The 12,865-nt window shown below is 70.9% G+C and carries 12 protein-coding genes; 3 read left to right on the plus strand and 9 right to left on the minus strand.

What is annotated here, in order from left to right; genetic code table 11:
- The 6 genes from H8R17_RS01420 to H8R17_RS01445 all read right to left on the minus strand — a co-directional run.
- On the minus strand, nt 1-428 hold a 428-nt coding region (locus H8R17_RS01420), incomplete at its 3' end, for a hypothetical protein (protein ID WP_187821239.1).
- Between the two features lie 102 nt (nt 429-530).
- Nucleotides 531-1,004 (minus strand): hypothetical protein, encoded by a 474-nt coding sequence (locus tag H8R17_RS01425; protein ID WP_187821240.1) that lies wholly within the window; start codon nt 1,002-1,004, stop codon nt 531-533.
- 775 nt (nt 1,005-1,779) lie between these two features.
- Nucleotides 1,780-4,050: a SpoIIE family protein phosphatase gene (locus H8R17_RS01430; protein ID WP_187821241.1), complete on the minus strand. Its 2,271-nt coding sequence runs from the start codon at nt 4,048-4,050 to the stop codon at nt 1,780-1,782.
- A gap of 280 nt (nt 4,051-4,330) precedes the next feature.
- The gene (locus H8R17_RS01435) at nt 4,331-5,023 is read right to left on the minus strand and encodes a DUF402 domain-containing protein (protein WP_187821242.1); all 693 of its coding nucleotides are present in this window, start codon (nt 5,021-5,023) and stop codon (nt 4,331-4,333) included.
- A 73-nt stretch (nt 5,024-5,096) separates the two neighbouring features.
- Complete coding sequence (locus H8R17_RS01440; RefSeq protein WP_187821243.1) at nt 5,097-6,482, minus strand: aspartate ammonia-lyase; 1,386 nt, start codon at nt 6,480-6,482, stop codon at nt 5,097-5,099.
- Between the two features lie 309 nt (nt 6,483-6,791).
- A complete protein-coding gene (locus tag H8R17_RS01445; RefSeq protein ID WP_187821244.1) occupies nt 6,792-8,486 on the minus strand; it encodes a fumarate hydratase in 1,695 nt (564 codons plus the stop codon).
- A 171-nt stretch (nt 8,487-8,657) separates the two neighbouring features.
- Here H8R17_RS01445 and H8R17_RS01450 point away from each other — a divergent pair, with 171 nt between their 5' ends.
- Both H8R17_RS01450 and H8R17_RS01455 read left to right on the plus strand, forming a co-directional pair.
- Entirely contained in the window at nt 8,658-9,356 is a 699-nt protein-coding gene (locus H8R17_RS01450) for a DUF1707 domain-containing protein (protein ID WP_187821245.1), read from the plus strand.
- Between the two features lie 175 nt (nt 9,357-9,531).
- The gene (locus H8R17_RS01455) at nt 9,532-9,909 is read left to right on the plus strand and encodes a WhiB family transcriptional regulator (protein WP_187821246.1); all 378 of its coding nucleotides are present in this window, start codon (nt 9,532-9,534) and stop codon (nt 9,907-9,909) included.
- Between the two features lie 169 nt (nt 9,910-10,078).
- On the opposite strand, the gene glpX is transcribed toward H8R17_RS01455, so the two are convergent.
- The gene (gene glpX / locus H8R17_RS01460; RefSeq protein WP_187821247.1) at nt 10,079-11,113 is read right to left on the minus strand and encodes a class II fructose-bisphosphatase; all 1,035 of its coding nucleotides are present in this window, start codon (nt 11,111-11,113) and stop codon (nt 10,079-10,081) included.
- Nucleotides 11,114-11,240: 127 nt separating this feature from the next.
- Between glpX and H8R17_RS01465 the strand changes: the two genes are divergently transcribed.
- Nucleotides 11,241-11,765, plus strand: a complete 525-nt coding sequence (locus tag H8R17_RS01465; RefSeq protein ID WP_187821248.1) for a DUF4245 domain-containing protein — start codon at nt 11,241-11,243, stop codon at nt 11,763-11,765.
- A 91-nt stretch (nt 11,766-11,856) separates the two neighbouring features.
- Here H8R17_RS01465 and H8R17_RS01470 read toward each other — a convergent pair whose 3' ends face one another.
- Together H8R17_RS01470 and H8R17_RS01475 are read right to left on the minus strand one after the other, a co-directional pair.
- Entirely contained in the window at nt 11,857-12,447 is a 591-nt protein-coding gene (locus tag H8R17_RS01470; protein ID WP_187821249.1) for a malonic semialdehyde reductase, read from the minus strand.
- 139 nt (nt 12,448-12,586) lie between these two features.
- On the minus strand, nt 12,587-12,856 hold the full coding sequence (locus H8R17_RS01475) for an exodeoxyribonuclease VII small subunit (protein ID WP_187821250.1): 270 nt from the start codon (nt 12,854-12,856) through the stop codon (nt 12,587-12,589).
- Nucleotides 12,857-12,865: the final 9 nt, after the last annotated feature.

Consider the following 12,865-nt stretch of genomic DNA (forward strand, 5'->3'; position numbering starts at 1 on the left):
GAGCGGTAATGGCCGGTGCCGCCGATGATGGCGGTCTTGGCCGTCACGCGCTCCCCGCGCTTGTAGGCGATCATGTCGCTGAGCGTCAGCGTCCCGTTCTTCAGACGCAGCACGCGCGTGCACTGCGCGGTCACCCGGTCGTCGTCGGCCCGGACCGCGCTGCAGTCCGACTGACCGTCACCGGCGTACCGCAGTCGCTTCTTCTTCGTCTTCGTCTTCTGGGGGGTGTACAGCTGCACACGGGTCGTCCAGCTGTCGCCCTCGTCGATGCTCTTGGGCGAGGTGTCGAACCAGGTGATGCCGGTCAGCTCCACCCGCTCGATGTCGTTGTCCTTGTCCTTCCCCTCGGCGTGTGCCAGGGAGGGAAGAAGGGCCAGCGTCGTGGTGAGGGCGGTGACGACAACACCACGGACAGCCGTTTTGATCACGGAACCTCCAGGCCGAACAGGGTGCCCCAGGCCTCCCGGAGCACGGGCGGGTCTTGGTCGTGCAGCGGAACGTCCGGCATGCCGTCAGGAGAGACGTACCGGTCAGTCATCGACGTAGAGGTCGAAGAGGACGCGGTCGCCCACCAGGGTGATGTAGCCCTCTCCCTCCGCGTCGTTGTAGACGCCCGTGCCACCCGCGATGGAGGTCTTCGCCGTGACGGGCTTGTCGCCCTCACGGGTGATCATGTCGTGGAGGGTGATCTCCCCCTTCTTCAGGCGCAGCACCCGTGTGCACAGGGCAGTCAGCCGCTTCCGGTCGGCCTCGACCGCCGTGCACCGCGAGCTGGCGTCGCCGGCGAACTTGTGCTTGGGGGTGTACAGGTTCAGGTAGGTGGTCCAGCTGTCGCCCGGCGCGATGTGCCGGTCGCGGCTGTCAGCCTTGGTGACGCCGGCGAGCTTCATCCGTACGACGTCCTCGTCCCCGGCATCGGCCGTGGCCTGCGGGATCAGCGAGAGGGTGACTGCGGTGGTCAGGGCGCCGACGGTCACGGCGCGGCGGAAAGTGGCAGAGGGCATGCATCCTCCTGGTGTGGCTGTGGGCATTGGCCCCAGAAGCACTGGCGAGTCATTCCAGGCGCCGGATCCCTGCCGTGCAACGCGCCTTGCGCAGCGGGGCCGCAAATGCCACTCGACCAGGCGGACGGAATGCGGCCGTCCGTGGAACGCGGCCCACCCGCCACCCACCGGGAGGCCACGCCACGGGCCCGTGCGTTCACGGCAGCTTTCCAGCGGGGTGCCACACCGCGGGCTCGCGCGCTTACCGCGGCTGTCCAGCGGGAGGTGAAGCCGTCGGCCCGCGCGTCCTCCGCGGCTGTCCACCGGGACTCACCGCGGACGGAGGCCGCCCGCGCTTGTGCACGTCCCGGGCCGGCGAGGTCGAGCGTGCGGCGCGGCCCGGCCGACGGGCAGCGGGGCCACCGCCGGCCGACGCGTGGCTGCGCGCCCGCAGCGCCGCGCAGAGATCGGCCCCCGCCGAGCGGCTCCCGGACCGCTCGGACGGGCTGAAAGATGCTGACCGGCGGCGCCTTCCTCAGCCGGTCGTCCGGCTCCGGCCGCCCCTTCACCAGGCCAAGGACGACCCACGCGCGGCTTGGTCCGTGACGGGCGCGGGCCGGGAGTCGCGGGCACCTCCGGCCAGCGGGCTCGGCGGGGTGCCGCGGCCAGGCCGGGCGGGAGCCGCGGCCGGTGTGCGCCCGGTCGCGGGTTGGGCCGCGGGCCCGGCCGGCCGCGGGTCCGGTCGGGCGTCCGGCTGTTGGCCCGGCCGGGCGCTGGCCGCGGTTGCTGCCGCGGGTCAGCTGCGGTTGAGCTCGAACCAGACGACCTTGCCCGTGCTCAGTCGCGTCGCGCCCCAGCGCCGGGCCAGCCTGTTGACCAGGTACAGCCCGCGTCCGCCCTCGTCCGTGGCGCGTGCCTGCCGCAGGCGCGGCAGCTGCGGCACATCGTCGCCGACCTCGCAGCGCAGCACGTCGGTGCGCAGCAGGCGCAGCGTGACCGGACGGGAGGCGTACCGCACGGCGTTGGTCACGACCTCGCTGACCAGCAGCTCGACCGAGTCGCTGAGCTCCTCCAGGCCCCAGCGGGACAGCGCCCGGCGGGCCAGGCGGCGGGCCCGGCCGGGGGCAGCGTCCTCCGGCTCCAGGAACCAGTACGCCACGTCGCTCGGCGCGATCCCGTCGAAGCGGGCGGCGAGCAGCGCGATGTCGTCGTCCCGGTCGCCCGGGCCGAGCATGTCGAGCACCTCGTCGCACAGGGCTTCCAGCGGCGGCGGATGATCGGCTCCGGTCAGCTGCGCGGTCGCGACGAGCTTCTCGCGCAGCTGCTCTATGCCGGTCCACACGTCCCTCAGGCGGGACTCGACCAGACCGTCGGTGTACAGCAGCAGAGTGCCGCCGGCGGGCGCGTCCAGCTCCACGGCCTCGAAGTCCACACCGCCGACACCGATCGGGGCGCCCGCCGGCACGCGCAGCACCTCGGCCCGGCCGCCCAGGTGCAGCAGGATGGGCGGCGGGTGGCCGGCGTTGGCGATGGTGATGCGGTGCGAGACCGGGTCGTACACGGCGTACAGGCAGGTCGCCATGCGGTCCACGCCGAGCCGCTGGGCCTGCTCGTCGAGGTGGTGCAGCACCTCCTGCGGCGGCAGGTCGAGCCCGGCGAGGGTCTGCGCGGTGGTACGCAGCTGGCCCATGATCGCGGCGGAGGTCATGGAGTGGCCCATGACGTCCCCGACGACGAGGGCGACCCGGCTGCCCGGCAGCGGGATGGCGTCGTACCAGTCGCCGCCGACCCGCGCGGTCTCGGCGGCCGGCAGGTAGCGCGACGCCAGCCGCACGCCGGTCGGGCGGGGCAGGGTCTCGGGCAGCATGGTGCGCTGCAACTCGTCGGCGATGTACGCCTCGCGGCCGTACAGCACGGCCTTGTCGATGCCCAGGGCGCTGTGCGTGGCCAGCTGGGCGGCGACCAGCAGGTCGTCGGCCTCGAAGGGGATGCGCTCCGGGCGGCGCAGGAACAACGCCGCGCCGATCACCCGGCGCCGGCCGCGCAGCGGAGCGAGGATCGCGCGCTGGCCGTTCGGCACGGCGAACTCGCTGTCTTCGCCGAGGAGTTCGGGCAGCGCGGCGCGGGCGGCAGGGGCGTCGGTGAAGACCGGGCGCACCCCGCGCAGCACCTCGGCCAGCGCGCTGCCCGGCCGCACCTCGCACAGCTCGGTGCCGACCGAGCCCAGGTCGGACAGGTCCGGCTGGACGGCAGGCATGAACCCGCCCTCGGTGTCGCGCTCCGCCGGGATCCGGTCGGTACGGCGCAGCCGCAGCACCAGCGGACCGGTGGGCCGCTCGTCGCCCACCGGCAGCGGCTCGCGCAGATAGACCAGGATCGCGTCCGAGAAGGTGGGCACGGTCGCCCGGCACAGCCCCATCACGATCTCGTCCAGGTCCATGCCGCGGGCGATCCGCCGGGTCGCCGCGCCGACGAACCGCAGCCGGTCGCCGTCCCGCCGCATCGGCGTGGGACGGCCGGGCGGCAGCGCCTGCCCGGACCGGCGCTCCGGACCGTCGTGGCCGTCCGGGGCTTCGGGCTCCGCGGCCGGCTGCTCCGCGCCGGAGCCGACCGGCTGGGCCGGGATGACCTCGGGGGCGGGCCGCGGCCGGTGCGTGTCGGGCGGCACGGCCTGCTCGGCGCCGGGCTGGGCGTGCTCGGGTCCGACCATTCCGTGCTCCGGATCGAAAGTGCTGTGTTCGGGGGCGACGGTGCCGTGTTCGGGCCCGACCGTGCCGTGTTCCGGACCGACCGCGCCGTGCTCGGCGCCGACGGTGTCCGCCGGATCCTGGCCGGGGCAGCAGACCGGGGCCGCACCCGGCGTACCCGGCGTATCGGGCATGGCGGCCGTGGGGGGCGTCTCTCCCGAGCGCCCCTGTGCCGGTAAGGCAGGGGCCCCCGTCGGCGCGCCCGGCGTACGCGGGGGCGTCGTCGAGGAACGCAGGAGCGCCCCGCGAGGGTCCGCGGGGTCGGCGCCCTGGGGGCGCTCGAAGGAGGTCGGCTGCTCCGTCACGCGTGTCGAATCCATCCGTCCGGGGTCCCCCACCGCGTGTGCAGTTCGTCCCGCTCAGAGGCCCATACCCGCAATACGTGCCCCAGGAACGGAATTCCCGCGTGGTCAGGGGATGTTCCTGTGCCACGAGCGGACCGTCTGGGGTCCGTACCCGTGGTGTCCTCTTGCCCCTCGCTCACGTCGTGTCGCCCCTCGGTGACGATCGGTCAAGCTCAGCGCGTGCTCCGTCAGTTGCCGCCGCGCACCCTTGCGGAGGACGATCCTACGTTTCTTGCCCGGGGGCGCATCAAGGGTCTCATGAGGACAGATGCGCGGGCGTACGGTCCCAGTCCTCCGGCAACGACGGTACCGCCCAGGACGGATCCGGGCGCCAGTCCTGCCAGCCGTCCGAGAACGGGGGCCCCCAGGCGCGGATCACCTCCACCGCGGCCAGCCCGGCCTCCCGCACCCGTCCGGCCAGCTCCGCGTCCACCAGTCCGTCCCGCTGGGCCTGCGCGAACTCGTCCTCGTCCCGCCAGCGCCAAGTCCGGTCCGGATGGACGGAAATATCCAGGAAGTGGTCTTCCGAGTCGACTCCGCCGTCCCAACGGACCAGCGGATCCTCAAGGTTCACGTACCAGTTCTTGAACTGCCAGCCCGGCTCCCAGAACAGCCACACCGACCACGGCTCGCCCGGCCGGGCCAGCTTCAGCACGCCGGTGCCGAACCAGCGGTCCCGCTGTACGGTGCGCGGCTTGGTGTAACGCGACGTCAGCGGCTCCAGGTGCACGGGCGTCCCGTCGGCCAGCACCGGCTTCACGCACTCGGTGCCGGGCGCCATCCACACGGCGAGCAGCTCCGCGTCGTCGCGTACGACGGTGACGGGGCGCGCGATGTGCACGCGCGCGCCGCTGTTCTCCCGGTACCGCCACAGGATCTGACTCCCGGGCGCCCAGGAGCCCGTCGCACCGCCCGCCGTCACGCGTCTCACCGCTTCACCGTCTGCCATGCACAGATATTAGGTGTCACCGGCATACGACGCTGCGGTGCGTGTCACGGTTCTGCCCGCGGGGCGCGAGCCGTTACGGGTGCGTCATCCGCAGGACATCCAGCGCCTCGTCGAGCTGCTGGAGGGTCAGGTCGCCGCGCTCGACGTACCCGCTCTCGACGACCACCTGACGGATCGTCTTGCGCTCCGCGAGCGCCTTCTTGGCGACCTTCGCGGCCTCCTCGTACCCGATGTACTTGTTGAGCGGGGTGACGACAGACGGCGAGGACTCGGCGTACTCGCGCGCGCGGTCCCGGTGCGCCACGATCCCGTCCACGGTCCGGTCGGCCAGCAGCCGCGAGACGTTGCCGAGCAGCCGAATGGACTCCAGCACGTTCTTCGCGATGACCGGAAGCATCACATTCAGCTCGAAGTTGCCGGCCGCCCCGGCGGTGGTCACGGTCGCGTCGTTGCCGACGACCTGCGCGGCGACCATGAGCACGGCCTCCGGGATCACCGGGTTGACCTTGCCCGGCATGATCGACGACCCGGGCTGGAGGTCGGGCAGGCTGATCTCGGCGAGCCCGGTGCGCGGCCCGGACGCCATCCAGCGCAGATCGTTGGCGATCTTCGTCAGCCCCACGGCGATGGTCCGCAGCTGCCCGCTGGTCTCCACGATCCCGTCCCGGGCGCCCTGCGCCTCGAAGTGGTCGCGCGCCTCGGTCAGCGGCAGCCCGGTGACCCGGGCGACCTCCTCGATGACGGCGGCGGAGAACCCGGGGGGCGTGTTGATGCCGGTGCCGACGGCCGTGCCCCCGAGGGGCAGTTCGGCGAGCCGGGGGAGGGAGGCCCGCAGCCGCTCGATGCCGTAGCGGACCTGGGCCGCGTACCCGCCGAACTCCTGCCCCAGGGTCACCGGGGTGGCGTCCATGAGATGAGTCCGCCCCGACTTCACGACGTCCGCGAACTCCTCGGCCTTCCGCTCCAGCGAGCCGGCGAGGTGGTCGAGGGCCGGCACGAGGTCACGGGTGACGGCGGCGGTGGCCGCGATGTGGATGGAGGAGGGGAAGACGTCGTTCGACGACTGGGAGGCGTTGACGTGGTCGTTGGGGTGCACGGCCCGGCCCAGCCGCTCGGTGGCAAGGGTGGCGATGACCTCGTTGGTGTTCATGTTGGACGAGGTCCCGGAGCCGGTCTGGAACACGTCGACCGGGAAGTGCTCGTCCCACCGGCCCTCGGCGACCTCACCGGCCGCCTCCTGGATCGCCTCGGCGACGTCCTTGTCGAGCACACCGAGGCTCGCGTTCACCTTCGCCGCGGCGCCCTTGACGCGCGCCAGCGCCTCGATGTGGGCGCGTTCGATGCGCTGCCCGGAGACCGGGAAGTTCTCCACGGCCCGCTGCGTCTGGGCCCGCCACTTCGCGTCCGCCGGGACGCGTACCTCGCCCATGGAGTCGTGCTCGATGCGGTATTCGCTCATGCCCTGTACAGCGAACGGGACGCCGGGGATGTTCCGGCCGCTCGGCCGCCCGGGTGCCGCACTGAAGTGGCCGCTGCCGTCGCATATTGCGAGCACGCATTGCCGTTTTCCCTTGAGGGGCAGCAAGCCGATGCCGGTCAAGAGCGACTGTTCGGGCCTGTGTGCGGGTAAGGACCGCCCCAGCTCCGAAACCGCTTCTCAGCCGCGGCATGGGAGCCTTCCTCGCGATGCCGCTGCTCCTGGCCCGCCGAGGAGAACGACGAAGCCCCCGGCAACTCGCCAGGGGCTCACTACGAGTGTCGCTGCCGGTCAGTCCAGGCCAGGACCCCGCACGGGGATGCTGGTGAATGTCGGCTGAGAGTGTTCCTGCGGGCTGAAGAAGTCGTTGCCCTTGTCGTCGACCACGATGAACGCCGGGAAGTCCTCGACCTCGATCTTCCAGACGGCCTCCATGCCGAGCTCCTCGTACTCGACGACCTCGACCTTCTTGATGCAGTCCTGGGCGAGGCGGGCCGCCGGACCGCCGATCGAGCCCAGGTAGAAGCCGCCGTGCGTGTGGCACGCGTCGGTGACCTGCTTGCTGCGGTTGCCCTTGGCCAGCATCACCCTGGAGCCGCCCGCCGCCTGGAACTGCTCGACGTAGGAGTCCATGCGGCCGGCCGTCGTCGGGCCGAAGGAACCCGACGCATAGCCCTCGGGCGTCTTCGCCGGGCCCGCGTAGTACACCGGGTGATCCTTCAGGTACTGCGGCATCTCCTCACCCGCGTCCAGCCGCTCCTTGATCTTGGCGTGCGCGATGTCCCGCGCCACGACCAGCGGACCGGTCAGCGACAGCCGCGTCTTCACCGGGTACTTGGTCAGCTCTGCGAGGACGGACTCCATCGGCTGGTTCAGGTCGATCTTTACGACGTCCCCGTCCTGCTCCAGATGCTCGTCCGTCGTCTCCGGCAGGAACCGCGCAGGGTCCGTCTCCAGCTGCTCCAGGAAGACACCCTCCGCCGTGATCTTCGCAACGGCCTGCCGGTCGGCGGAGCAGGAGACGGCGATGGCGACCGGGCAGGAAGCACCGTGCCGCGGCAGCCGCACCACCCGCACGTCGTGGCAGAAGTACTTACCGCCGAACTGCGCCCCGATCCCGATCTTCTGCGTCAGCTCGAAGACGTTCTCCTCCAGCTCCTTGTCCCGGAACCCGTGGCCGAGCGGCGACCCCTCGGCCGGAATCTCGTCCAGGTAGTGCGCGGAGGCGTACTTCGCCGTCTTCAGCGCGTACTCGGCGCTCGTACCGCCGACCACGATCGCCAGGTGGTACGGCGGGCAGGCGGCCGTACCCAGCGAACGGATCTTCTCCTCCAGGAACTTCATCATGGAGGCCTCGTTCAGAACGGCCTTGGTCTCCTGGTACAGGAACGACTTGTTGGCCGAGCCGCCGCCCTTCGCCATGAACAGGAACTTGTAGGCGCCGCCGTCGGCCGCGTACAGCTCGATCTGCGCCGGCAGGTTGGAGCCGGTGTTCTTCTCCTCCCACATGGTGAGCGGAGCCATCTGCGAGTAGCGCAGGTTGAGGTTCAGGTACGCGTCGTAGATGCCCCGGGACAGGGCCTCCTCGTCGTCGCCCGCCGTCAGCACGTTCTGCCCGCGCTTGCCCATGACGATCGCGGTACCCGTGTCCTGGCACATCGGCAGGACGCCCGCCGCCGCGATGTTCGCGTTCTTCAGCAGGTCCAGCGCCACGAACTTGTCGTTGCCCGACGCCTCGGGGTCGTCGATGATGCGCCGCAGCTGCGCCAGGTGGGCCGGGCGCAAGTAGTGCTGGATGTCGTGGATGGCCTCCTCGGCCAGCTTGCGCAGCGCCTCCGGCTCCACCTTGAGGAACGTCCGCCCGTCGGCCTCGAAGGTGGAGACACCCTCGGAGGTCACCAGCCGGTACGGGGTGGTGTCCTCTCCCATGGGGAGCAGATCGGTGTACGCGAACGCAGGGTTGGGTGGGGGGGAACTATGCGGCATCTCAGCCCATTCCTCACTCGGCAGACGGCGGCCCGCCTCCATCGGCGAGCGTCCACCAGCGTAGAACCTGCCTCCGGCAGCGAGCTTGTGAGGTAAGGCTCAGTTCGTCCCGGCCGGGCTTCGTCGTCCACAGGGGTGTCGCGATCTATCGTGTTTCGCTACGCTGCTGCCGTGGACCTTCAGAAGCAGGTGGACCTCCAGAAGCGCACCGAGCCGCACCCCGCCGAGCTACGCGCCTCGGACGCCGACCGCGACCGCATTGCCGACATCCTGCGCGAGGCCCTTGCCGCGGGCCGCCTCAGCGCCGACGAGCACGCCGAGCGCGTCGAGGGTGTGCTGGCCGCCAAGACGGTCGGCGAGCTGGAGGTCTTCATACGGGACCTGCCCGCGGCGCACGGCCGGACCCCACCGCACGCCGCCGCACCCAGCCGCCCCACGGCCGGCGCCATCCCGATGGACCCCGACGAGAACGTGGTGGCGGTGTTCAGCAGTGCCGTTCGCAAGGGCCGCTGGCGCGCGGGCCGCCGTATCCACGCGTACGCCATATTCGGCAGCGTGGAGATCGACCTCAGCGAGGCGCTCTTCGAGTACCAGCAGGTCGTGATCAAGGCGATATCGGTGTTCGGCAACGTCGAGGTCCGCGTCCCGGAGAACGTGTCGTTGCGCGGCATGGGCGGCGGAGTGCTCGGCAACTTCGAGGTGGACACGCTCGACTCGGGCGAGCCCGAGGCGCCGGTCGTCTATGTGGACGGCTGGGCCGTGCTGGGCAACATCGAGGCGCGGCCCAAGCGGGGCAAGATCGTCTCGGACATCCTCGATCGCGTGCACGCCAAGCTCGACAGGAGTTTGCGCAAGCATCTCGACCGTTGACAGATGTGAATTCGGGCGCGTCGACTCGCCCGCCTCAGCGGCCTGTTCCCTGCCCTTCGGGGCCCAACGACCCCTGCAGTTCCAGCCGTTCGGGACTCACTGCATAGGCGCGCGCACAGCGGGTAGACCTTGCTGCATCGTCTCTCGCTCGCGAAGCCGTCGTCAGGAGTAGACCGTGCTGCAACCGCCGCATTCGTCCCTGCAGGTAGCTGCCGTTCCGGCCCAGCGGGCGCCAGTGCGGGACAGGGACCAAGACGCACCCTGGCACACCGAGGCGGTGTGCCGGCGCGACGAGGCCGGCCTGTTCTTCGCACCCTCGAAAGAACCCACCGCCGCCCGGCTCTCCCGCGAGGAGGCGGCGAAGCGTGTCTGCGCCCGCTGCCCCGTCATGGTCGAGTGCCGCGAGCACGCGCTGGTGCAACCCGAGCCGTACGGCGTCTGGGGCGGCCTCACCGCTGCCGAACGCCGCGTGGTCCTGGCCCGACGCCGCCGCCGCGAAATGGAACTCAAGAAGGCGGCCCGGTCGGCAGGCCGCATAGCTCAGGCAGGCTGAACGCCTCTTCTCATGAACGTGGGGCGCCCCCGCCGCACCGGGGGCGCCATCCCACCGAAGGGGCGCGGGGCTGTAATCGATGTGCGGCTCCGCCGCGTGGGCGCGACAAGCCACGAACAACCCGCAGGCGCCAAATGCCCCGCAGCCCCCGATCAGGCGCTGCTCGATCTCACTTGGCCCGATCAAAATCAATCGCGCTGTACGCCCGCAGCTTGCTGAGCCGATGCTCGGAGTCGATCCGCCGCACCGTCCCCGACCTGGACCGCATCACGATCGACGAGGTCATCGCGGTCTCCGCCCGGTACCGCACCCCCCGCAGCAACTCCCCGTCGGTGATCCCGGTCGCCGCGAAGAACACGTTGTCCCCGGACACCAGATCGTCGGTGGTCAGCACCTGGTCAAGGTCATGCCCGGCCTCGACCGCCCGCTGCCGCTCCTCGTCGTCCTTCGGCCACAGCTTGCCCTGAATCGTCCCGCCCAGACACTTCACGGCACAGGCCGAGATGATCCCCTCCGGCGTACCGCCGACCCCGAGCAGCAGATCGACGCCCGTGCCCTCCCGCAGCGCGTAGATCGAGCCCGCCACGTCACCGTCGGAGATCAGCTTGATACGGGCCCCCGCCTCCCGGACATCCCGGATGAGTCTCTCGTGCCGCGGCCGGTCCAGGATGACGACGGTGACATCCTCCGGCGACGACCGCTTGGCCTTGGCGATCCGCCGGATGTTCACCTCCACCGGCGCGTTGATGTCCACGAAGTCGGCCGCCTCGGGACCGGTGACCAGCTTGTCCATGTAGAAAACGGCCGACGGGTCGAACATCGCACCGCGCTCCGTGGCGGCCAGCACCGCGATCGCGTTCGACATGCCCTTGGCGGTCAGCGTCGTACCGTCGATCGGATCGACGGCGATGTCGCACTCGGGCCCGGTCCCGTCGCCCACACGCTCCCCGTTGAACAGCATCGGGGCCTCGTCCTTCTCGCCCTCTCCGATGACGACCACGCCGTTCATCGAGACGGTGGAGACGAGGGTCCGCATGGCACGCACCGCGGCACCGTCGGCGCCGTTCTTGTCCCCGCGTCCCACCCAGCGGCCGGCGGCCATCGCCGCGGCTTCGGTCACCCGCACCAGTTCCAGGGCGAGGTTGCGGTCGGGGGCCTCGGAGGGCACATCCAGTTCGGACGGCAGATGATGATGCTCGGTCATCGGAGCGCACCTTTCTGTACGACGACGGCCGGATGAGGGTGTTGTTGTCCGACTCTATCGTTAGGCAGGCAAAATGAGCAGGGGCCCCCACGGATGAGCGGACCGGGCACCTGCGACGATAGAGGGCGTGGCAGGTTCGAACGGCAAGCAGAAAACGGTGCGGGACATGATCCTCTCCATGGGGATCGTCGTGCTCGTGGCGGGAGTCATCTACCTCTTCATCCCGCACGACGACAGCGCTCCCGACATCAAGCGCGTCGACTACCGCGTCGAGCTGCTCACGGCGCGCCGCGCCGCGTCGTACCCGGTGGCCGCGCCCGAGGGCCTGCCGAGTAGCTGGAAGGCGACGTCCGTCCGCTTCCAGGGCGACAACTTCGACGCCTGGCACCTGGGCTTCCACGCCCCCGACGGGCAGTACGTCGGAGTCGAGCAGTCCGCGCAGAAGCCCGCCGTCTTCATCGACGAGACGACCCAGGGCGCCGAGCGGACCAACGTCACCCAGAAGATCGACGGCCGAACGTGGACGCGGTACAAGGGCGGCCGGTACGACGCGCTCGTACTCCAGGGCACGAAGGGCTCGACGACGGTGGTGACCGGCACGGCGTCGTTCGAGCAGCTGACGCGGATGGCCGGGGCGCTCAGGACGAAATGAGCCGCACGGACACGACAGGGGCCCCTGGCGAAACGCCGGGGGCCTGCTTGTTGCCGTCCGGTGTGGCTCGGACGTTGCTGTCGGGTGTGGCTCAGACGGTGGTGACGACCTGCTCGTAGGCCAGGCGCGGGGAGCGCGGGTACCAGGCGTCCGGGCCCGGCCTGCCGATGTTGACGACCATCAGCGGGGTGTGGTCGTCGTCCAGGAACTCCTTGCGGACGCCCTCGGGGTCGAAGCCGGTCATCGGGCCGGCGGCCAGGCCCGCGGCGCGCACGCCGACGATGAAGTACGCGGCCTGGAGGGCGGCGTTCAGCCCGGCGGCGCCCTCGCGGGCCGTGCGCTCGGCGAAGAAGACGTCCTTGGCCTGCGGGAAGGCCGGGAAGAGGTGCGGCAGCTCCTCGTGGAACTCGTTGTCCGCGGCGAGGATCGCGGCCAGCGGGGCGGCGGCCGTCTTGGCCTGGTTGCCCTCGGCCATGTGCTGCACCAGGCGCTCGCGGGCCTCGGGGGAGCGGACCAGGGTGATGCGCAGCGGGGTCTGGTTGAAGGCCGTCGGACCGTACTTGACCAGGTCGTAGATCGCCTGGACCTGCTCGTCGGTCACCGGCTCGTCGGTGAAGGTGTTGGCGGTGCGGGCCTCGCGGAACAGCAGGTCCTGGGCGGCGGGGTCAAGAACGAGGGGCATGGGTGAACTTTCTTGCGAGGTGCGGGTCCGGAAAGCCGGACAGGTGACCGGCTGACACGAACGACGCTACGCGGCCAAAGTTCAACGTTCAATCAAAGTGGGGGCATGGTGATGGGCTTCACAAGCCACCGGAAAACCGCTACCCGGCGTCCCCGGATCCCTCCGGCCGCTCCCCCTCCGCCCCGGCGTCCTCCTCGGCCAGCGCCGCGTCCAGCCGCGCCCGCGCGCCCTCGAGCCAGCGGCGGCACACCTTGGACAGCTCCTCGCCGCGCTCCCACAGCGCGAGGGACTCCTCCAGCGTCGTACCGCCTGCCTCGAGCCGTCGTACGACGTCGATCAGCTCGTCCCGTGCCTGCTCGTACCCGAGCGCCTCGGTCACGGCCGCCGTCTCCTCCGCCTCGCTGGTCATCCACCCACC

Source organism: Streptomyces sp. TRM68367 (genome assembly GCF_014495685.1).
In the GTDB taxonomy this organism is placed as follows: domain Bacteria; phylum Actinomycetota; class Actinomycetes; order Streptomycetales; family Streptomycetaceae; genus Streptomyces.